Raw genomic sequence first — 21,116 nt, 5'->3', positions numbered from 1 at the left:
GCTTTTGCTTACATATTGACTGTAAAATTAGAGAAAATCAGACTCAAAAACAAGATTCTGAGAGAATTTTATAAAAAGAAATCTATTATTATCTTTGCATCAGCGTAAATCGCGCATTTTGAAAAAATATTACGAAGAAATACTTTTTACTCGTTTCATATTCAACCACATAGATCAACAATCAACTCATAGAAACTTAAATTGTGAAAACGGATTATAAACTCGAAATATGCGCTAACTCTGCCGTAAGCTGTATCGAAGCACAAAAAGGCGGTGCTTACCGGGTGGAACTTTGTGCAGCAATACCGGAAGGCGGTACAACACCGTCATACGGCGATATTGCCATTGCGCGGGAACTGTTGCACATTAAGCTTAACGTAATTATCCGTCCACGCGGCGGCGATTTTCTTTATTCCGCGCTAGAGCACAAAATCATGCTCAAAGATATCGAAATATGTCGCAAACTGGGTGTTGACGGAATTGTTATCGGCTGTCTCACGGAAGAGGGCGATGTAGACACGGAACGCTGCAGGGAGTTAATGGCGGCTGCAGGGGAAATGGACGTAACCTTTCACCGGGCATTCGATCAATGCCGTGATCCGTTCGCAAGCCTTGAAGACATTGTTTCTCTGGGGTGCAGCAGAATCCTCACCTCGGGACAACAACCCAAGGCGGAACAAGGAGTGGAGTTATTGAAAAAACTGGTTCAACAAGCCGGAGAGCGCATCATCATTATGCCGGGAAGCGGGATTAACGAGAACAACATTGCAACGATTGCCCGGGAAACCGGGGCGGTAGAATTTCATCTTTCTGCCCGTGAGGCGGTGGAAAGTAAGATGAAATTCAAAAACTCAGCCGTTTCAATGGGGGGGACAAACATCACGATCAACGAATTTGAACAATTGATTACCAGTGCCCAAAAAGTAAAAGACACACGGACTGTTTTAAATATAAAATGAAATGAAAAAATTCAAGATTCTCTCTGTGCTTATTGCAGTAATCGCCCTGTTGTCCTCCTGCTCACTTAAGGAAAGAAAAAGCACAGAGTCTGCCAATTACCAGGTTATTCCGTTGCCATCGGAAATCGTGACATCCGAAGGAAATCCTTTTGTTTTGTCCTCATCAGTAAAAATCCTGTTTCCGGAGGGGAATGAAAAGATGCACCGTAACGCGGAATTCTTAGCGGAATTTCTGGATATATCCACAGGAATAAAACCGGACATAACCTCGGCGGCACCGGAAAAGAACGCCATCATTTTGGGTATCGGTCTCCAACATTCAAATAAAGAAGCCTATGAAATAGTTGTCGACGAAAACAGCATAACCATAACGGGCGCAAGTGAAGCTGCTGTCTTTTACGGGATACAGACGTTGCGCAAATCTGTTTCGGCAGACGCAAAGCGTATTGTTTTCCAACCCGTGAAAATCAAAGACGAACCCCGGTTCGCTTACCGCGGCATGATGCTGGATGTGGCACGCCATTTCCAGTCGGCAGATTTTGTAAAAAGATACATCGATATCCTGGCATTACACAACATCAATCGCTTTCACTGGCACCTGACCGATGATCAAGGATGGAGAATTGAAATAAAGGCCTATCCGAAACTAACGGTGATCGGGTCGCAGCGCGAACAAACTGTTGTGGGCAGAAACACAGGGGAATATGATGGAAAGCCTCACGGTGGTTTTTATACACAGGAAGAGATTAAAGATATCGTTAAATATGCCCAAGATCGGTACATCACCGTCATTCCCGAGATCGATCTTCCGGGACATATGTTGGCCGCCCTTGCTGCATATCCCGAACTGGGCTGCACAGGCGGTCCGTACGAAGTTGCGGGTTCATGGGGAGTTTTTGACGATGTTCTTTGTCCGGGAAAAGAGGAAACTTTCACTTTCCTGGAAAGCGTCCTTTCGGAAGTGATTGAACTTTTCCCGTCCGAATACATCCACATCGGCGGTGATGAATGTCCCAAGGTCCGATGGGAAGAGTGTTCCGATTGTCAGGCTCGTATAAAGGAATTAAAACTAAAGGACAAAGAAGGACATAAAGCAGAACATTACCTGCAAAGCTACGTGACTGCACGCATCGAAAAATTCCTGAATAATAAGGGAAAAAGCATTATCGGCTGGGACGAGATTCTGGAAGGGGAACTGGCGCCAAACGCAACGGTCATGTCTTGGCGTGGGATGGAAGGAGGTATTCAGGCTGCTCAAATGGGACACGATGTAATTATGACACCAACCGCTTATTGCTATTTCGACTATTACCAGACCCAGAACACCGACGAAGAGCCATTGGCAATCGGCGGATATGTCCCTATCGAGAAAGTGTACAGCTTTGAACCGGCACCTGAAATTTTAACAGACAAACAAAAAGCACATATACTGGGGCTACAAGCTAACTTGTGGACAGAATACATTGAAACGCCGGATTACGTGGAATACATGGTAATGCCCCGTATCGCCGCGCTATCTGAAGCACAATGGGTAAAGCCCGAAAAGAAGAATTACGAAGCATTCCTTACCCGGCTACCCGGACTGCTCAACCTGTACGGCAAGCTGGGTTACAACTATGCAACACATGTTTTCGACGTGCAGGCAAAAATGATTCCCAATTTCGAAACCAATTCGCTCGATGTGGAATTGTCAACCATTGACAATGCACCGGTATATTATACGCTCGACGGTACGGTTCCTGCCGTTTCGTCGACAAAATACGACGGCAAATTCTCCATCCGGGAGAATACAGAAATTAAAGCAATGGCTATCCGCGAAGGTGGAAACACAAGCAAAGTTCTCTCGGAAAAAATTAATGCAAGCAAAGCCAGCTACAAACCCATAACACTGCTAACTACACCGGACCCGAACTACAGGTATACCGGTGAAGGCATGCTGGTCGACGGCCTTTTCGGGAACAGTACGAATTACAAAACCGGAAAATGGATGGGTTTCAAGGGTGAAAACATAGTGGCCATAATCGATATGCTCGAACCCACGGAAATTTCAACCGCTCAAATCCGTAACTGCGTGGTAACCGGCGACTGGATCTTTGATGCATCGGAAATTATTCTCGAATCCTCCGATAACAACTCAGTATTCACTATAGTCAACAGTCAAAAACTGCTGGATGCAAACACCACACATTGGTCGGACATTGCTGTCCATACGCTGTCTTTCGATCCTGTAACCGCCCGTTATTTCAGGCTGACGGTCAAACCAACGGTTATGCCGGCATGGCATCCGGGAAAAGGGAGCAAAGGCTATGTGTTCATCGATGAAATATCGTTGAACTGACTCCGGGTTACGCCATCGCCAGGAACAGCAGAATGCCTGCAACGTACCCCAGTATTGCCAACGGCGTAAATCGTTTGAAAAAATAACCGAAGCTTATTTTTTCCAGTCCCATTACGGCTACTCCGGTAGCCGATCCGATGATGAAAATACTGCCCCCGGTCACCGCACAATACGCCAGCAAAGTCCAGAAACCGCCGTCAGCTACAAAATACTGCATGTACGGCGTTGCCGCTGCCGACGCTTCTACTACCGGATACATTCCCATGGTTGCTGCCACCAACGCCACGTTATCCACAACGGACGAGATAGCACCACTGATTATACTAATGGTGTAGGGTTCCTTTATGTTGGAGGAAAGAACATCGGCAAAAAGCGAAAGTTGTCCGCCAACATTCAACGCGGCCACCGACATCAGGATGCCGAAGAAAAAGAAAATCGTGGGCAAATCCACCGAACGGGACAACGTTGGAATACGCAACTTGTCCGATTCCCGGATATCGTTTATCCGCCCATACATTAAATCGGTATATATCCATAAAAATACCAACCCAATCAACACGCACATGAAAGCAGGCAGGTGAGTTATAGTCTGAAAAACTGGAACAAAAGCAAGGGATGAAATCCCGATCCAAAAAATGATTATTCTTGATCTGTTCGGAATACGTTCAATGTAAATGTCATCGGCCGATAAATTACTGATTTGGCGTAACTTTGTCCCTTTCTTGAATAACCAAAAATCAGCTATTATCAACGGAACCAATAAATTGACCAATGCCGGCAAAAATAGATGCGATATCTGATGCCATGCCGTGATGTTTCCGCCCGTCCACAGTAAAAGTGTTGTCACGTCGCCGATGGGTGACCAGGAACCGCCCGCATTTGCTGCCAGGATAATAATGCTGGCGTATTTCATGCGGTCGGTATGATCCGGAACTAGCTTGCGAAGAACGGCAATTAGCACGATGGCAGCTGCCAGGTTATCAAGCAAAGCAGAAAAGAAAAAAGACGACAAACCTATCATCCACAACAATTTACGCTTATTCTCGGTACGTAGCGAACGCGAGATAGCCATAAATCCTCCGTGCTTGTCCACGATATTTACGATAAGTAACGAACACATCACAAAGAACAAAGTCTGCGCTACATCACCCAAATGAGGCACAAAAGCTTTCTCTGTTAAATAACGTACAATCTGATCTTTAACGGGAAAGTTCTCCAGTTCAGTTTGCTTAACAAATTGCAGAAAGTCTGGATTCTGACGTTCTACCAGGATGTCCTGTGAACCAAACACAAGCATCAGCCAAAGGGTGATGCACACAAACAGCGCCGTTGCTGATTTATTTACCTTAATTTTATCCTCGAGCGCAATGGCTACGATTCCAAGGATAAAAACAACCGGCATTGCATAGTACATATGTTTGAATTATTAGTGATGAGTAATAAGCGAGTAAAGTTGTTCTATCTCTTCGGCCCATAACGTTTCGTCAGGGGTTTCAAGGATCAACGGGATATTATCGAAACGATTATCGTTCATGATAAGAGAAAAGACCTCCATATTCATCAATCCTTTTCCGAGGCTGTCGTGACGATCGACACGAGATGCCAGTTCCTTTTTGGAATCGTTTACGTGCATTCCTTTCAGATAGCTAAATCCAATAATCTCTTCGAATTGACGAAATGTATTTTCAAACCCATCACGGGTTCTTATTTCGTAACCCGACGCCAGTGTATGAGCTGTATCGAGACACACCCCTACCCGGCTTTTATCCTCCACTTTATCAATGATATGGGCAATTTGTTCAAAAGTATGTCCCAAATTGGTCCCTTGCCCCGCCGTATTCTCTATGACAGCTGTTACCCCGTTCGTTCTTTCTAGCGACAGGTTAATGGATTCGGCAATTCTGTCCAGGCAATCATCGACCGACAATTGGTTTAAATGACTGCCGGGATGAAAATTCAGCCGGTTCAATCCCAGTTGTTCACAACGTTTCATTTCATCGAAAAAGGCGGAACGTGATTTATTCAAGCCTTCTTCTTCGGGATGACCCAGGTTGATCAGGTAACTGTCGTGTGGAAGAATATGATCCGGAGAGTAGCCATACTCTTCGCACCGTGATTTAAACAAATCGATATTTTGTTGCGTATAGGGCGCTGCAAACCATTGACGCTGATTTTTGGTAAAAAAAGCAAAAGCCTTTGCCCCTATCAAATGTGCGTTAACCGGTGCATTTTCCACTCCCCCCGATGCGCTGATATGTGCTCCTACAAATTTCATCTTCTCGGTTTTTTTTGTTAATTAAAGTCTGTTCAGCAGCAAAGATACTCGATAAAGATTGAAAGGGTAAAAAAAGTATTGTTTTTGTGCGGAAATTCTTAACGAAAAGATAAAATTTATTATCTTTCGAAAAAATATCTGTTGAATAAAACCAAAAGTTGCTATGCTAATTACTACAACAAACAGCATTGAAGGAAAGCGCATTGTTGCATATTATGGGATCGTTAGCGGGGAGACCATCATCGGCGCCAATATTGTAAGGGACTTCTTCGCTTCTATCACCGATGTGATCGGAGGACGTTCCGGGGGTTACGAAAAAGTATTGCGAGAAGCGAAAGAAATTGCGTTGCAGGAAATGAGTGAACAAGCCCGGAAGATGGGTGCAAATGCCATCCTGGCGGTCGACATCGACTACGAAACAATAGGCAACAACGGCAGCATGCTGATGGTTTCAGCATCGGGTACAGCAGTTAAATCCGAGTAAAGAAAAACTTTATTGCGACCTCCATACAGGGGGCGTATCGTTCGAAAAGCAGCTGTCAGACACACGCATTGGAGCACCAATTCAAAAAATCAAATGCTGCTGTCTATCCGCAGCCGCTTCCGTACAAGGGTTTTCACAAACGATAAAGCCGGTCAAACGTTAAAAACAACATAACAAAACAAATGAAAACAACAGCAAAATTATTTTTTACAGTCATCATTGCCCTGAATTTCATATCGTATGGAAATGCACAGGATTGGGCAAACTTAACCCGTTTCAAAGAAGAGAATGTTAAAATGGGAATGCCGAAAACGTGTGAAGATAGGGTGGTTTTTATGGGCAACTCCATCACACAGGGATGGATAGCGAAAGCACCAAAATTCTTTGAAAACAGGCCTTACATCAACCGCGGCATAAGCGGACAAACCACACCGCAAATGCTTGTCCGTTTCCGACAGGATGTCATAAACCTTTATCCGAAAGTAGTGGTTATTCTTGCCGGAACAAACGATATTGCCGGAAATACCGGACCCTCGACACTGGAAATGATCGAAGACAACATCCATTCTATGACTGAGATCGCACAATCCAACGGAATTCAAGTAGTGCTTTGCTCGGTTCTTCCTGCATTTGAGTACAAGTGGAGACCCGGCCTTGAACCTGCCGAAAAAATTGTAGAACTGAACCGCAGGATAAAAAAATATGCAGAAACACACGGTGCTGTTTATTGCGACTTCTTTTCAGCCATGGCCGATGAGCGAAACGGATTGCCTGAAAGCTTGTCGGGCGATGGTGTTCATCCCAACGTAGAAGGATATGCCCTTATGGCTCCCATTGCCGAGACAGCAATTGCCCGTGCCCTGTTGATGTGGAAAGATAATCCGAAAAGAAAATACTGAATTAACTTACGAATTTACGAGTTGAAACCCGGGACCTGGAGTCTTGAATCATTTAAAAGAAATCCCTATTCCTAAGTCTCGGCTCTTGTGTTTACATAAATATGAAAATTCTTGCAGATGCGCATATTCCTTATCTGAGAGGTATTGCCGAACAGTTTGGCGAAGTGGAATACTTGCCTGGAAATCAATTCACGAAAGAAGCCATTGGTGATAAAGACGCACTGATCGTACGTACGGTTACCCATTTTGGAAAAGACATTCTTGAGGGAAGCAGTGTAAAGCTGATTTGCTCCGCTACGATCGGTTTTGATCATATTGACACCCGATATTGTGACGCAACAGGTATTGCCTGGCGCACAGCACCGGGTTGTAACGCTAACTCCGTGGAACAATACGTAACAGCTTCGCTTTTGTATATGGCAGATAAATACGGATTCCGTCTAGAAGAAAAATCAATAGGAATTATTGGCGTGGGCAATGTGGGTAGTAAAGTGGAAACGGCTTGCAGAAAACTGGGAATGCATGTATTACTAAATGACCCACCGCGGGAAGAGAGAGAGGTCGGAGAAAAACCCGGAGTGAAGGGAAAAACTGCTTTTGTGGATCTGGATACGATAAAGAAAGAAGCCGACATCATCACCCTGCATACACCGTTAACAAAAACCGGAAGACACAAGACCTATCATCTGGCAGACGAATATTTCTTTGATGCACTGGATAAAAAGCCGTTTATCATTAATTCTTGCCGCGGAAGTGTGGTGGACAACCCAGCCATGAAAAAGGCGCTGAAAACAGGAAAACTTGCCGGAGCGGTAATCGATTGCTGGGAAAACGAACCCGATATCGACCGGGAACTGTTAGAGATGGCCGATATCGCCACGCCACATATTGCCGGCTATTCGGCTGACGGCAAATGGACAGCAACCAAGATGTCGCTTGATAACCTGAACGAGTTTTTCGAATTAGGCATTCATCCGATACAATTCATACAACTCCCTCAACCGAATAACCCGGTTATCGACTTAAGGGAGATTGAACCGGCTCATCAATTGGCTTATTCCGTATGGCAAACCTACAACCCCATGATGGAAACAGTGAATCTGAAAAAAAATCCCGATAAATTCTACTGGTTTCGTTCCCATTATCCGCTGCGCAGGGAATACGGTGCATACAAACTAAAAAATGCAGATTCAAGTGTTGTTCCTGTCTTAAAACAACTCGGATTTAATGTATAATCACACCGGCAATTTTCCCATGGGTAGATATTTCTAAAAAATACCTAAATGTGATCGGTTTATTTTTTGATATCGCAGAAAAAAGGTATTTTTGTTGTATGTTGTTTCAAATTATCCAAGATAGAGAGTAACTGAGTTGAATGATGGATAATGCGATTATTTTCTTTGGAAAATTCAATAAACAAAAAATAAAAATCAATCAGAAAATGAGAAAAATTTCTTTTTATGCTCTGCTCGCCGGGCTTGTTTTTGCTGCTGCATCATGCAGCAATCTGAAGCCTCTTTCGCAATCGAACTTCAACGCAACCCCATCTCCCTTGGAAACGGTGGGAAACAGTGTACCCGTAACCGTTAACGGGACTTTTCCCGAGAAATGGTTCAACAAAAACGCAACCGTGAAAATCACCCCGGTATTGAAATATGCCGGAACCAAAGAATCCTACGGATCCGCCCAGACTTATCAGGGAGAAGGTGTTTCAGGGAACGCCATTGAAATTCCGTATAACCGTGGGGGAAACTTCAACATGAGTTTCAGCTTTCCTTATCAACCCGACATGCTGACTTCGGAGCTTTTTATGCGTTTCGATGCCAAAATCAAAAATAAATCCGTAAAACTTCCCGAGGTAAAAGTAGCCGACGGAATCGTTGCCACTTCGGCGCTGGCAAGTGCTCAGACAACCGCTCCATCTGTTGCTGATGACGGTTTTCAACGCATCATAAAGCAGACTCAAGACGCTAACATTCATTTCGTTATCCAACAGGCAAATATTCGTTCATCCGAAACAAACACGCAAGATATGCGTTCGTGGCAACAACGGGTTCAGGATGCATTCAACGATCCGCGCCAGAACGTAGACATTGAGATTTCTGCTTACGCATCGCCCGACGGAGGTCTTACGTTGAACGAAAGATTAGCTGCTCAACGTGAGAAGAACACGACACAATACCTGGAAGGTGAGCTGAAAAGAAGAAAGATTGATACCGATGTAAACGCCCGCTACACGGCACAAGACTGGGAAGGGTTCCGCCAATTGCTGGAAGCATCGGATCTACAAGATAAAGAGCTCGTATTAAGAGTTTTATCCATGTATCCCGATCCCGAAACACGCGAGCGTGAAATCAAAAACATCTCGTTTGTTTACAGTGATCTGGCATCAACCATCTTACCGCAGTTACGTCGTTCACGTATCACGGCAAACATCGAGATTATCGGAAAATCGGATGAAGAAATCATGGAATTCTGGCGCACCAATCCTAAAAAACTGTCGGTGGAAGAATTGCTTTACGCTTCCACACTCACCGATAACGATGCCGATAAAGAAAAAATCTATCAATACGTTACCGTAAACTTCCCGCAAGACTACCGGGGATGGAACAACATGGCTACCGCCTATTACCAGCGCGGCGAATACAATAACGCCAAACAGGCATTGGACCGCGCAGCCCTGGTTTCACCCAACGCAGCCGAAGTAAATGTAAACAAAGCATTGTTCGCTATGATGGACGGAAATACACAATCGGCAAAAGAATTACTGGGCAGGTCATCCGGGGCCAACAACCTGGAGGCAGCCATGGGATTGCTTTACCTGATGGAGGGTGATTATAACCAGGCCGTTGATGCTTTTGGAGATACGAAATCGAACAACGCCGCGTTGGCACAAATCCTGACAAGAAACTACAACGCTGCCGACATTACCCTCAAAACCATTAAAAATCCCGATGCGCTGACGTACTACCTGATGGCTGTCGTCGGGTCGAGGACAAATAAGTTCAACGATGTGATGACTAACCTGCGCTCTGCCATAACCATGGACAAGACAATGGCGGCCAAGGCATTAAACGACCTTGAATTTGCAAAGTACAGGACCAATCAGGATTTCATGACCCTTTTAAAATAACGTTCAACCGAAATATAACGACAAATGGAGTGCCCGATGCACTCCATTTTTATTTTATTGTAAAAAATAAATCCATATTTTGTAAAGAAACCGTAAAACCCGTACATTTGCTGCGAAAATTTATTATTCATGCTAAAAGGGAGTTATTATGCTTAAATCGTTGAGGGCTAAAATATTTTCCAGCTTTATGTTGCTTGTGTTGATGCTGGTAATTGCCGGAATTATGTCAATTATTGAGTTCAACAAGGTAGGGGTATCCATTAAGAATGTCATGGACGATAACTACAAATCCATTGAGCAGACCAAACAAATGCTGGACGCGTTAGAAAGGGAAGACAGCGGTTTGTTGATGTATCTGATGGGAAACCGGGAAATGGGAAGCCAAACCATTAATACGGCCTATTCAGCAATACAGGATGCCATTAAAATAGCCCGAAATAACATTACCGAAAAAGACGAGGATAAATACATCAATAATATTATAAAAGAATACGAAGAGTTTCATACTTCCGTTAAGCAAACCACCGATACCAGTGAACAATTAACATTGGAAGAAAAAAACGAAATATACCTCCAAAACCAGCAATTGTTCTTTACAGTAAAGAAAACCATCAACGAGTTGATGCGACTTAACCAGGAGGGAGTTTATAAACAAACAAACACTATGAAAGAAAATTCGAAAAGGGCGATGATGCCGGCCATTGTGTCTATTGTCGCAGCCATCGTTTTCGCTTTGTTGCTTAATTTCTTCATATCCGAATATTTTATTCGTCCAATCAATCGGCTTATCGATGGAGTAAAATCATTTTACCCGGAAAAAGGCATAATAAATTGTGATATCAAGTCAAACGACGAAATAAAACACTTGGAAACCGAAACGAATAATCTTATCGGAAGATTACTGCGTTTAAAAAATCAATCGAAATGAGAATCAGCGTTATTGCAAAATATTTAGGTTTTGTGTTGTTATTCAATGCACTGCTTATGTATATTTCTGCCGCTATTTCCATTTTTTTAAGAGAAACTTCCATAACTCCCTTACTGTATAGCGCTATCTTATGTACAATTGTAGGAGTGTTTCCACAAATCTTTGTAGAAAAAACAGAAGAACTAAAGTCCCACGAAGGAATTGCGATTAGCGTTCTGGGATGGATATTAACATGCATTGTAGGCTCAATTCCATATTTCATGTGGGGCGGTGAATTCACCTTGACAAATGCCCTTTTCGAAAGCACAGCCGGTTATACAACTACCGGATCGACCATTCTTACCAACATTGAAGTGTTGCCCAAAGGTCTTTTGTTCTGGCGATCGGCAACACATTTTATCGGAGGAATGGGAATCATCTTGTTTGTGTTATTGATTCTCCCCAATGCCAAAGCAGCGCGGACCAGCATCTACAGGTCTGAAGTATCCGGGCTCTCCATGTTGAATTTTCAGATGCGAATGCGGGAAATCGTACGCATTATCGGCATAGTCTATACAAGCCTGATACTGGTTGAAACAATGATTCTATGGGCACTGGGAATGACCTTTTTTGATGCTATTTGCCATTCATTCGGAACACTGGCAACCGGCGGTTTCTCTACTAAAAATACCAGCATTGCCTTTTACAACAATATTTGGATAGAAATCACCATTTCCTTTTTCATGTTGTTGGGAGGTATGCACTTTGGACTTATATACGCTACCATAACAGGTAAAAAACAAAATCTTTTTACTTCCGACGTTGTTAAAACTTATTTGACCATTATTTTTATAGGCATCTTGTTTATTGCATTCAAACTTGTCAACGATCACGTATACAACTGGGGAGAGGCGTTTCGGCACGCGTCGTTCCAGGTAGTTTCGTTAGTTACTACTACCGGTTTTGCTACTGTGGATACGTCAGTTTGGCCCATGTTTACCGTTGTTGTCCTTATCTATTTTTCCATTCAGTGCGCAATGATTGGTTCAACCACGGGAGGGCTAAAATTCGATCGGGTATATCTCTTTTTTCAAACATTTCTTAAACAAATTAAACAGACAAAGCACCCTAACGCCGTTTATGTGTCAAAAATGGATAAAACCCTTATCAGCAGCGATATTGAACTACAATCAATGGCTTACATCATCGTTTATCTGGTCATTCTTCTAACTTCTACCCTGGCATTATCTGCCATGGATATCGATCTTATCACATCCTTTTCAGGGTCTGTTGCCACTTTAGGTACTATTGGTCCGGGATTTGGAAAAACAATCGGATCGATGGGAAACTTCTCTACTTTGCCCGATGCTGCAAAATACATTTTTTCGACTAATATGCTGTTGGGACGTTTGGAAATTATGAACGTGATTGTATTGCTTGTTTTTCTGACAGATAAAAACAGATAAAGTGACCCGCTGGGAAGTAATTGTAAAATATTTAGGATACGTGCTGTTATTTAACGCGTTGTTTTTCTATATTTCCGCCTCAATTTCATTCTTCTTTCACGAAAACTCACTCACTCCGCTTTTATACAGTGCAGTGGTCTGTACAATCCTTGGCTCTTTTCCACTAATATTTGTGGAAAAAATTGATGAAGTTAACTTCCGCGAAGGAATGGTAATCAGCGTTTTTGGATGGATCCTTACCTGCTTTGTCGGTGCTGTACCGTATTTCATGTGGGGTGGCGAGTTCACGTTTACCAATGCCCTTTTCGAAAGTGTTTCGGGATATACTACCACGGGAGCAACCATTTTGAAAAACGTAGAAGCGTTAACCAAAGGATTGTTATTTTGGCGGGCATCCACTCATTTTATAGGCGGTGTGGGAATCATTCTGTTTGTTTTATTGATTTTACCCAGTGCTGCCGGCACAAGATCAAGCATTTACAATTCGGAACTATCCGGATTATCTAAATTAAACTTTAGAATGCGGACCCGCCAAATAGCGCGTGTCATCGTCGTTGTGTACCTTAGTCTGATCATCATAGAGATTGCGCTCCTTTGGACATTGGGCATGAATTTTTTTGATGCCACTTGTCATGCTTTTGCGACAGTGGCAACGGGTGGTTTTTCAACCAAAAACTTAAGCGTGGCATATTACGACAGTGTTTGGATTGAAGTGGTCATTATGACGTTTATGCTGCTGGGAAGCATTCATTTCGGATTATTGTACGGTACCGTAACGGGGAACAAGATGAATGTATTCACTTCGAAATCTGTCAGGACTTATGTAGGTTTAATGTTTCTGGGAATCATTGTTGTTGCTGCAAAGTTAACCAACGATGGGTTTTACTCGTGGTGGACATCCCTCCGGTACGCTTCGTTCCAGGTAATATCGCTGGGAACAACTACCGGCTTTGCTACGGTGGACACGCCAAACTGGCCGATACTTACCGTCATCATTATCATGTATTTTACGATTCAGTGTGGAATGGTCGGCTCCACGTCAGGAGGATTAAAATTCGATCGAGTATTGCTCTTTTATCAATCACTGAAACGGCAGATAAAACTTGTCTTGCATCCGAGCGGCGTATATATTACGAAACTGGAGAATGTCGTCATCAGCACCGAAATGGAGTTACAAACTGCCATTTTCTTTATTCTTTATCTGGTTACGCTGTTTGTTACGGCTCTCTTGCTCTCCAGCATGAATGTCGATGGTATGACTTCCATATCGGCTTCCATTGCTACAATTGGTAATGCAGGACCCGGTTTTGGAAAAGTAAGTTCACTTGGAAATTACTCATCCATCCCCGATGCGGGAAAATATGTTTTATCGATAAACATGCTGTTGGGACGTCTTGAAATTATTAACGTCTTTGCCTTGTTTACGGTGTTAACCTACAAAAAATAACCGTTTTCTGGGAAGAAAAATGTATCTTTGCACCCTATTCAATGGTTATTTAGCTTCGTTGAAATTCGCTACGCATTATTCAACAGTAATTAATTGCGGCAAACAAATGTTCACCGGAACAACAAATTTCCATTAAATTGAAAATTGCCCTTAGGCATATTTACTGAATTACAATCGAATTACAACTGAATGAACATGAACTTTGTAGAAGAACTTCGTTGGCGAGGCATGATCCACGATGTGATGCCCGGAACGGAAGAACAGTTATTGAAAGAACAAACGTCGGGGTACCTGGGAATTGACCCCACAGCCGACTCTCTCCATATCGGACACTTAGTGGGCGTGATGATGCTGAAACACCTGCAACGCTCGGGACATACACCAATAGCGCTTGTTGGCGGAGCCACAGGAATGATCGGTGACCCATCGATGAAATCGGCAGAACGTAACCTATTGGACGAAAACACCTTGCGGCATAACCAGGAAGCGATAAAAAAACAACTGGCCAAATTCCTCGATTTTGAAAGCGATATTCCCAACAAAGCTATTTTGGTAAACAATTACGACTGGATGAAGAATTTTTCGTTCCTTTCGTTTATTCGCGATATCGGCAAGCACATCACGGTTAATTACATGATGGCGAAAGATTCCGTAAAGAAACGTCTGAGCGGTGAAGCCAGTGAAGGCATGTCCTTCACCGAATTTTCTTACCAGTTGATGCAAGGATACGACTTCCTTCACCTGTATCGTGAGTACGGATGCCGCTTGCAAATGGGTGGAAGCGATCAATGGGGTAACATCACTACCGGGACCGAACTTATCCGCCGGATTGCAGGCGGAGAAGCTTTTGCGCTGGTTTGTCCACTCATTACTAAAGCCGACGGCGGAAAATTCGGTAAAACCGAAAGCGGAAATGTATGGCTGGACAGCCGTTATACGACACCTTACCAGTTCTATCAGTTCTGGCTGAACGTGAGCGATGCCGATGCCGAAAAATACATCAAGATTTTCACGGCATTATCGAGGGAAGAGATTGAATCTCTGGTGGCAGAGCAACAGTCTGCCCCGCATTTGCGCCCGTTGCAGAAACGTCTGGCAGAGGAAATCACCGTTATGGTTCACAGTCGTGAAGACTACGACATGGCCGTTAGTGCATCGGAAATTCTTTTCGGGAAATCCACCTCTCATGCCTTGCGTTCTATTGACGAAACCACCTTTCTTCAGGTATTCGATGGGGTTCCCCAATTCAATATTTCAAGAAATCTGCTTACCGGAGGCATAAAAGCGGTGGATTTATTAACGGAAACGGCAGCCGTTTTCCCGTCAAAGGGAGAGATGCGAAAAACCGTACAGGCCGGAGGCGTATCAATAAACAAAGACAAACTGGATGATTTTGAAGCAATTATAGACAACTCTCACCTTATTGCCGGTAAATATATCCTGGCCCAACGCGGTAAAAAAAACTATTACCTGCTGATAGCCATGTAACAATCGCTTTTCCCTGCCTGCATGGATAAAAAAAGGAAGTATCAATTCCAGGTTTCGGCCCAGCATATCGATTTTCAAAAAAAGGTATCGTTGTCATCCTTGTTTCACCTGATTTTAAAGACCGCGGGAAAGGATGCTGACCACAACGGATTTGGCCTTCTGAAACTGCAGTCGGATGACTACACGTGGGTTCTTTCGCGCTTCGTCATGGATATGGAGAGGTTTCCGCTGGAAAATGAAAACATAACCATTGAGACATGGATTCAAGACGTGGGAGCAATGTTTACCACGCGAAATTTTCGAATCGCCAACGGCGAAGATCGGATTATCGGTCACGCATCATCTTCGTGGGCGGTAATTGATATGGGAACCCGCCAGAGCGTTCTGCTGGATACGTTAGCGTCGTTGAGCGATTTTATATTGCCGGAAACCACACCCATAGGCGCCCCTACACGCATTGCCAACGTAAAAGGAGATATTGCCAACCGTTTTGAAGTAAAATACAGCCATATCGATGTAAATTGCCATGCAAGCAGTCCGTTTTACATTCAATGGATTGCCGACTGCTTTTCGCTGGATTTTTATCGGATGTACAAGTTAAAAAGATTTGAGATAAATTTCCTGAAAGAATTAACGTTTGGCGACACCGGAGTCGTTTACAGGGAAGCAAAAGCAAAAAACGATTATCTTTTTCAACTGGTTACTTCGGAAAAAGGAATTGCCTGCCGTGCGCGGATGCAATTTGAAGACGAGGAATGCCGATGATTTGAATCCGGCATCAAAAAACATCTCCCAAAAATTTGGTCATTTACAATTATTGTTATACTTTTGCACTGCTTTTCACGAAGCACATTAAGGATTGTCCTATGGTGTAATGGTAGCACTCCTGGTTTTGGTTCAGTCAGTCTAGGTTCGAATCCTGGTAGGACAACAACACTAACGGCGTATTTAGCATATTATCAGCTATTTGCGCCGTTGCTATTTCTAAAAAAGTAAGAATTTTGGTAAGAATGGTTTTTCTCGGAGCATCCCGGTGAGTGTTTTTTATCTGAATAAATTCGTTATTTTTGCATCGACTGTTTATATTAACCCAAAAGTGGTTCTTCGTCAAATTTGGTGCAGGTTATCCTGAGTTGGAAAGCACTACCTTTCGTCTTAACAGTTCAAATCCAGCCCTGCCATACATCTCTCTTTTCTTGTTTTTTAATCTGTTTACGTGACCCTCTACAACTCCATTACTCCAAGGGTATTTAATGGCGTTTTTTACTGCTTCCAAATCATGATTAATACCATTTATAAAACTTCTAATCCTCATTATTTTAGTCGATTTATACTTCTCGAGCCATTGGTCTAACCTAAGCTCATCTTTACTGTTTAAAATCTCTCTAAAAGTGTTGTATGCTTCTCTCATGTTTTTTAATAGAATAGAGGAGTTAATAATCTCTTCTGCCAGTATGTGAGACTTGCTACACTCGCCTGTTTCCTTTGAAACACCCCATTCACTATTTGTTAAATGAATGGCAAGTCTGTTGGGTGACATTCCGCTAAATCGAGTTACCTCATAAACTATCGGGGAGGAACTTGGTAATCTTTTCTTACTCTGATATTCCGGGAAGTGCCTGTTGAACCACTGATAAAAGGATGTTTGATTACCCTTGAATCCCCGTTTTTTTATAGAGACAAATATAGTTCTTACATTTAACCCCTGATTACAACACTCCTTAATCAGATCCATAAAATCTCCATAATTATTGAAATAGATGATTGCGCGTGGCAACAACTCTTCCATTTCAAAATAATATTTTACAGTTTTACGATTAATATTTAAAGCCTTTGCAATTGCTCTTTGAGAGTAGTTGCTTTTTTTAAGCTCATGAATCCTATTAAACAACTCCTGTTTTCTATGGTTAACACTATTGGTGTGTTTGTTATATTGTGAATCGCTGGTATTTTCGTTATCTCCACTATTTAAACAGCTGTTATTTTCTTTGCTTTTATAAAGACTCTTCCTGTGAGACAACCAACTGCTTTTAATGGTTTTATACTCCATTCGTATTTCATGTGCTATGTGATCTCCCAGATTTTTCACCAAATGAAACCTGTCGGCTATTTGTGACGCCTTGGATGCCCCAGACTTTATAGCATTAGAATAGCTGCTTGATCGATCCCTGGTTACATACAGTATGGAGTTGTGTTTTTTAAGCCAATCTGCAACCTCCTCTTTGTCTCTACTCTTTAGTAGTTCCACGGGACGGTGGTTAAGTGCATTTACAATAATAGTACCATATGATTTGCCTTTCCTGTATGCCCAGTCATCTATACCGATGGTAGTCAGCTCCTGATAATCGGGCATTTCTATAGACTTAACGATTCTAAGACAGGTGGAACTGCTCTGCTTTATTGAGAAGAGATCGCTTATATACTCACCTTTACGGGATGAGACCTCAATGAGCAGCCTTTGCAAATAATGACTTGTGCGATCTGTTAGTCGTGAGTACTTCTGAGTTAAGGGCAGATGTTGCTCGGAGAAAACTGTTTGAGAACAACGACTGTTACGGCATCTAAACTTTCTGACTTTCAGTATAATTTTCACAGCCCTGCCGGTTACTGAAAGATCGGTTAATTTGCGCGTATAGGATGAGTGAACGCTTTTACTCCTTTTACCGCAACAGGTACATTTTGCTGTCTTGCCTTTAAGACGGGCAGACAGTAGAATCAAATTATCACTTATAACGGAATCATAGAATACAACACCCGGGATTCCAAAAACAGCTTGGAGCGAATGTTTGTTTATAGAAAAGTTATTATCTTTGGGTTGGCTAGTGTAGTCAATCATCTTTAAAACCTTTAGTGTCAGAACCTTAAAGATAATAAAAATGATTCGATTATACTAGCTTTTTACTATTTATTTGCCTGTAAATCAGCACAATAAGTTTATTTTCTTAGGCGATTTAAGAACTATTACTTTGCACCAAATTTGACGAAGAACCCTATCAGACCGAAATACACATTTAGTCGGTTGATACTGAAAACGAATATACTCATCTTTATATATATAAAACCCAAATGCAAAGGTGTTTTTCAAGCTAACTTCTAGTATTAAACTATTAATTTCCCTATTTGAAAATTAATTATAAATGATTATCAAAAAATCTGACATCAATTTTTTGTATCTCTATCTCAATATATTATAAAAAATGAGTTATAAATGAGTTTGGAGAATTGCTTGAAAATAAGCATTCATTTATATTTGTAGATGAATTTGAGGAATTTTGAAAAAATTATAGTAAAAAGATATATAACATCTTAGTGTTTTATTCGCCGTTATAGCCCACCAAAGTTATTGAAAAGAAGTTGATTCACAAATTTTCACAAAGATTAATTTAATATGATATCAATAATGGCAAATAAAACTAGTTGAACGGAACCTATTGCTATGGGAAAAGTATTTATGGGAGGTTGGCGTTTTTGCTTGATTTGTGTTAATAAGTTCCTATAAAAGCTTTTTTTCAAGTACATGATTGTTTTTTAATCTTAGACCGTCCACGTAAATGCATAATTCTCCCTGTATGATTTTGCTCATCATCTATACGAGTTTTGTCATTAAATGGAAAGAACGCTTTTGTTAATTATCAGAATTATCCTGGTTCCATGTGTAAAACATTGCATGCCGGGCTTACCATTAATTTCCCTTTTTTGCACTTTGCGCAAATAATCGGGTCCTTACCGGATATTATTTGTAAAACTTCCATTGCAAGCAGTCCTGTAAGTCTTGAAAAACAGGTTGGGGTGGGCAACAGTGAATAGCATAAATTGAGCTTTGTTTTCCTTTTGCAGATAGCCATGAATCCGAAGTAACGTATTTTGCTAAATCCACATGGAAGGACATGCTGCATGAATCGCCGTATAAACTCCATAGTTTCCAGGGTCATTGTTTTTCTTGCACCTCCTGCCTTGTTATCCCTATAGCTGAAAGTAACCTTATCATCTTTGTAACCTACCATACGGTGGTTGCTAATTGCCACACGGTGTGTGTAGTTGCCCAGATAACGGACCAGATTATCGGGTGAAGCAAACGGTTTTTCTGCATAAACCACCCATTTTTTAGCGTAGCATTTTGCTTTTATGGTCTGAAAATCGGGTGTATCATCCGGAAGTTTGATCTCCTTCCTGAATACTGACTCCTGCAGTAGCCGACATAAAATACCCCTGAAAACGGTGCTGAGCACTTTTACCGGGACAAAAAACTTTTTAGCACTTGGTACCCATTCCATTCCATCATCGGATACTCCTCCGGCAGGAACAATGGTATGAATATGCGGGTGATAGGTCATTGTTTGACCCCAGGTGTGTAACAGGGCAACAGCTCCGGCCTCTGCGCCTAAATAATGCGTGTTTCTGGCACATTGCATCAGTGTTTGTCCGGCTGCTTTGAAGAGCAAGGAATAAGCAATCCTCTGATTGATATAAAACAGTTTGTGCAGACACGCGGGTATTGTGAAAACAATGTGAAAATGTTTTACCGGGGGGAGATCAGCCGCAAGTTTATCCACCCATTGCATCCGTTTTATGTACTGGCATTTGGGACAATTGCGATTACGACACGAGTTATAGGATTGAACCTTGTGACCGCAATGATTGCAACTCAATGTATGCCCGCCAAGTTCTGAAGTACGACAGGCAATAATATCTTCCATTGCTTTTTGCTGTACGGCACAAAGTGTGTTCTCGGTCAGGAAATCGTGTCTCTTATCCCGGAAAATGTCAGCAATCTCTATGATTTGCTTTTTATTCTCCATAATGATAGATCAGAAAAGTGTTATATCATCCAATGGAGAAGTAAACTCGCTGGTTTTGATATGGGCTACATGCAGGTAAACAGCTGTGGTCTTCAATGAAGTATGACCCATGAACTGCTGTATCTGTCTCAGGTTTACACCGGCTTCCAATAAATGGGTGGCAAAACAATGACGCAATGTATGAAACGATACCTCTTTTTTTATTCCGGCATTTTTAGCACTGTTTTTCACAATATACTCTACAGTTCTTTCCGACAAGGGTTGTCCTTTACGCCCCATCGGTTCGAATAGATAAGTGCTTGGTCGTTCCAATTTATAATACATTCGCAGCACTTCGAGTGTTTTCCACGAAAGAATGGTATATCTGTCCTTCTTCCCCTTTCCTTGCACGATACGTACTTGCATACGCTGTGAATCAATGTCGCGTGGTTTGATTTGTAATACTTCCATCCTGCGAAGTCCCGCAGAATAAGTAAGCATTAGAATGGCTCTGTGCTTTATGTTGTTTGTTACCGTGATCATGCGTTGCACTTCCTGCAATGACAAAACTATGGGGAGTTTTTTCTCCTTGCGAGGCCGTCTTACATGGAACTCTTCCCATTTGCGATGGCAGACGTCTACATGAAAAATCTTGAAAGCACTTATAAGCTGGTTTACCGTGGAAACGGAAATTCCTTTTTTGGTAATCAGGTAATGTAACCAGTTTTTAAAGTCTTCGGTGGTAACCTCATACAGCGATTTACCCAAGTCTTTTTCAAGTTTTATGAGCAGGCTGCAATACGTCTTAATTGTACGGGGACTGTAATTGCGAATTTGCATCTCCTTGATCTGCAAACTCTCGAATGTTTTGTTTAGATTCATAATGATAATTAATTGAAGTTATTACGCTTCAAAATTATCACTATTCTAATTTACCGACAG

At 42.2% G+C, this 21,116-nt stretch carries 16 protein-coding genes and 1 tRNA gene; 12 read left to right on the top strand and 5 right to left on the bottom strand.

Annotated elements, in window-relative coordinates:
• Positions 1-203 precede the first annotated feature (203 nt).
• Both KCV26_12855 and KCV26_12850 read left to right on the top strand, forming a co-directional pair.
• Positions 204-959, top strand: coding sequence for a copper homeostasis protein CutC (locus KCV26_12855; protein ID WZX36181.1), 756 nt, complete (start codon positions 204-206; stop codon positions 957-959).
• 1 nt (position 960) lies between these two features.
• The gene (locus KCV26_12850) at positions 961-3,297 is read left to right on the top strand and encodes a family 20 glycosylhydrolase (GenBank protein ID WZX36180.1); all 2,337 of its coding nucleotides are present in this window, start codon (positions 961-963) and stop codon (positions 3,295-3,297) included.
• Between the two features lie 7 nt (positions 3,298-3,304).
• Here KCV26_12850 and nhaD read toward each other — a convergent pair whose 3' ends face one another.
• Positions 3,305-4,711, bottom strand: a complete 1,407-nt coding sequence (gene nhaD / locus KCV26_12845; protein ID WZX36179.1) for a sodium:proton antiporter NhaD — start codon at positions 4,709-4,711, stop codon at positions 3,305-3,307.
• A gap of 12 nt (positions 4,712-4,723) precedes the next feature.
• Positions 4,724-5,572: a deoxyribonuclease IV gene (gene nfo, locus KCV26_12840; GenBank protein ID WZX36178.1), complete on the bottom strand. Its 849-nt coding sequence runs from the start codon at positions 5,570-5,572 to the stop codon at positions 4,724-4,726.
• 163 nt (positions 5,573-5,735) lie between these two features.
• Here nfo and KCV26_12835 point away from each other — a divergent pair, with 163 nt between their 5' ends.
• From KCV26_12835 to KCV26_12790, 10 genes are all read left to right on the top strand, one after another.
• A complete protein-coding gene (locus KCV26_12835; protein ID WZX36177.1) occupies positions 5,736-6,056 on the top strand; it encodes a YbjQ family protein in 321 nt (106 codons plus the stop codon).
• A gap of 182 nt (positions 6,057-6,238) precedes the next feature.
• Positions 6,239-6,955, top strand: a complete 717-nt coding sequence (locus tag KCV26_12830) for an SGNH/GDSL hydrolase family protein (GenBank protein ID WZX36176.1) — start codon at positions 6,239-6,241, stop codon at positions 6,953-6,955.
• Positions 6,956-7,056: 101 nt separating this feature from the next.
• Complete coding sequence (gene pdxB, locus KCV26_12825; protein WZX36175.1) at positions 7,057-8,190, top strand: 4-phosphoerythronate dehydrogenase PdxB; 1,134 nt, start codon at positions 7,057-7,059, stop codon at positions 8,188-8,190.
• 206 nt (positions 8,191-8,396) lie between these two features.
• Positions 8,397-10,088 (top strand): hypothetical protein, encoded by a 1,692-nt coding sequence (locus tag KCV26_12820; protein ID WZX36174.1) that lies wholly within the window; start codon positions 8,397-8,399, stop codon positions 10,086-10,088.
• Positions 10,089-10,236: 148 nt separating this feature from the next.
• Positions 10,237-11,016, top strand: a complete 780-nt coding sequence (locus tag KCV26_12815) for an MCP four helix bundle domain-containing protein (protein WZX36173.1) — start codon at positions 10,237-10,239, stop codon at positions 11,014-11,016.
• Complete coding sequence (locus KCV26_12810) at positions 11,013-12,461, top strand: TrkH family potassium uptake protein (protein ID WZX36172.1); 1,449 nt, start codon at positions 11,013-11,015, stop codon at positions 12,459-12,461. The genes KCV26_12815 and KCV26_12810 overlap by 4 nt, the downstream gene beginning before the upstream one ends.
• 1 nt (position 12,462) lies before the next feature.
• Positions 12,463-13,908: a TrkH family potassium uptake protein gene (locus KCV26_12805; GenBank protein ID WZX36171.1), complete on the top strand. Its 1,446-nt coding sequence runs from the start codon at positions 12,463-12,465 to the stop codon at positions 13,906-13,908.
• A 195-nt stretch (positions 13,909-14,103) separates the two neighbouring features.
• Positions 14,104-15,396, top strand: a complete 1,293-nt coding sequence (locus KCV26_12800; GenBank protein ID WZX36170.1) for a tyrosine--tRNA ligase — start codon at positions 14,104-14,106, stop codon at positions 15,394-15,396.
• 21 nt (positions 15,397-15,417) lie between these two features.
• Positions 15,418-16,161: a hypothetical protein gene (locus KCV26_12795; protein WZX36169.1), complete on the top strand. Its 744-nt coding sequence runs from the start codon at positions 15,418-15,420 to the stop codon at positions 16,159-16,161.
• 95 nt (positions 16,162-16,256) lie between these two features.
• Positions 16,257-16,327: transfer RNA gene (locus KCV26_12790), tRNA-Gln, on the top strand.
• Between the two features lie 192 nt (positions 16,328-16,519).
• Here KCV26_12790 and KCV26_12785 read toward each other — a convergent pair.
• From KCV26_12785 to KCV26_12775, 3 genes are all read right to left on the bottom strand, one after another.
• Entirely contained in the window at positions 16,520-18,232 is a 1,713-nt protein-coding gene (locus KCV26_12785) for an ISL3 family transposase (protein ID WZX36168.1), read from the bottom strand.
• A gap of 802 nt (positions 18,233-19,034) precedes the next feature.
• Positions 19,035-20,195 (bottom strand): IS91 family transposase, encoded by a 1,161-nt coding sequence (locus tag KCV26_12780; protein ID WZX36167.1) that lies wholly within the window; start codon positions 20,193-20,195, stop codon positions 19,035-19,037.
• Positions 20,196-20,204: 9 nt separating this feature from the next.
• Positions 20,205-21,056, bottom strand: a complete 852-nt coding sequence (locus tag KCV26_12775) for a tyrosine-type recombinase/integrase (protein ID WZX36166.1) — start codon at positions 21,054-21,056, stop codon at positions 20,205-20,207.
• Positions 21,057-21,116 lie beyond the last annotated feature (60 nt).

Source organism: Petrimonas sulfuriphila (assembly GCA_038561985.1).
Taxonomy (GTDB): Bacteria; Bacteroidota; Bacteroidia; order Bacteroidales; family Dysgonomonadaceae; genus Petrimonas; species Petrimonas sulfuriphila.
Note: the sequence above shows the minus strand (reverse complement) of the source record. Positions and strands in the feature narration are given on the sequence as shown.

Excerpts from the sequence above, each read along its gene's own strand:
- nfo (WZX36178.1), bottom strand. The coding sequence starts at position 5,572 with ATGAAATTTGTAGGAGCACATATCAGCGCATCGGGGGGAGTGGAAAAT.
- KCV26_12830 (WZX36176.1), top strand. The coding sequence starts at position 6,239 with ATGAAAACAACAGCAAAATTATTTTTTACAGTCATCATTGCCCTGAAT.
- KCV26_12815 (WZX36173.1), top strand. The coding sequence starts at position 10,237 with ATGCTTAAATCGTTGAGGGCTAAAATATTTTCCAGCTTTATGTTGCTT.
- KCV26_12780 (WZX36167.1), bottom strand. The coding sequence starts at position 20,195 with ATGGAGAATAAAAAGCAAATCATAGAGATTGCTGACATTTTCCGGGAT.
- KCV26_12835 (WZX36177.1), top strand. The coding sequence starts at position 5,736 with ATGCTAATTACTACAACAAACAGCATTGAAGGAAAGCGCATTGTTGCA.
- KCV26_12795 (WZX36169.1), top strand. The coding sequence starts at position 15,418 with ATGGATAAAAAAAGGAAGTATCAATTCCAGGTTTCGGCCCAGCATATC.
- KCV26_12810 (WZX36172.1), top strand. The coding sequence starts at position 11,013 with ATGAGAATCAGCGTTATTGCAAAATATTTAGGTTTTGTGTTGTTATTC.
- pdxB (WZX36175.1), top strand. The coding sequence starts at position 7,057 with ATGAAAATTCTTGCAGATGCGCATATTCCTTATCTGAGAGGTATTGCC.
- nhaD (WZX36179.1), bottom strand. The coding sequence starts at position 4,711 with ATGTACTATGCAATGCCGGTTGTTTTTATCCTTGGAATCGTAGCCATT.
- KCV26_12820 (WZX36174.1), top strand. The coding sequence starts at position 8,397 with ATGAGAAAAATTTCTTTTTATGCTCTGCTCGCCGGGCTTGTTTTTGCT.
- KCV26_12775 (WZX36166.1), bottom strand. The coding sequence starts at position 21,056 with ATGAATCTAAACAAAACATTCGAGAGTTTGCAGATCAAGGAGATGCAA.
- KCV26_12800 (WZX36170.1), top strand. The coding sequence starts at position 14,104 with ATGAACTTTGTAGAAGAACTTCGTTGGCGAGGCATGATCCACGATGTG.
- KCV26_12850 (WZX36180.1), top strand. The coding sequence starts at position 961 with ATGAAAAAATTCAAGATTCTCTCTGTGCTTATTGCAGTAATCGCCCTG.
- KCV26_12785 (WZX36168.1), bottom strand. The coding sequence starts at position 18,232 with ATGATTGACTACACTAGCCAACCCAAAGATAATAACTTTTCTATAAAC.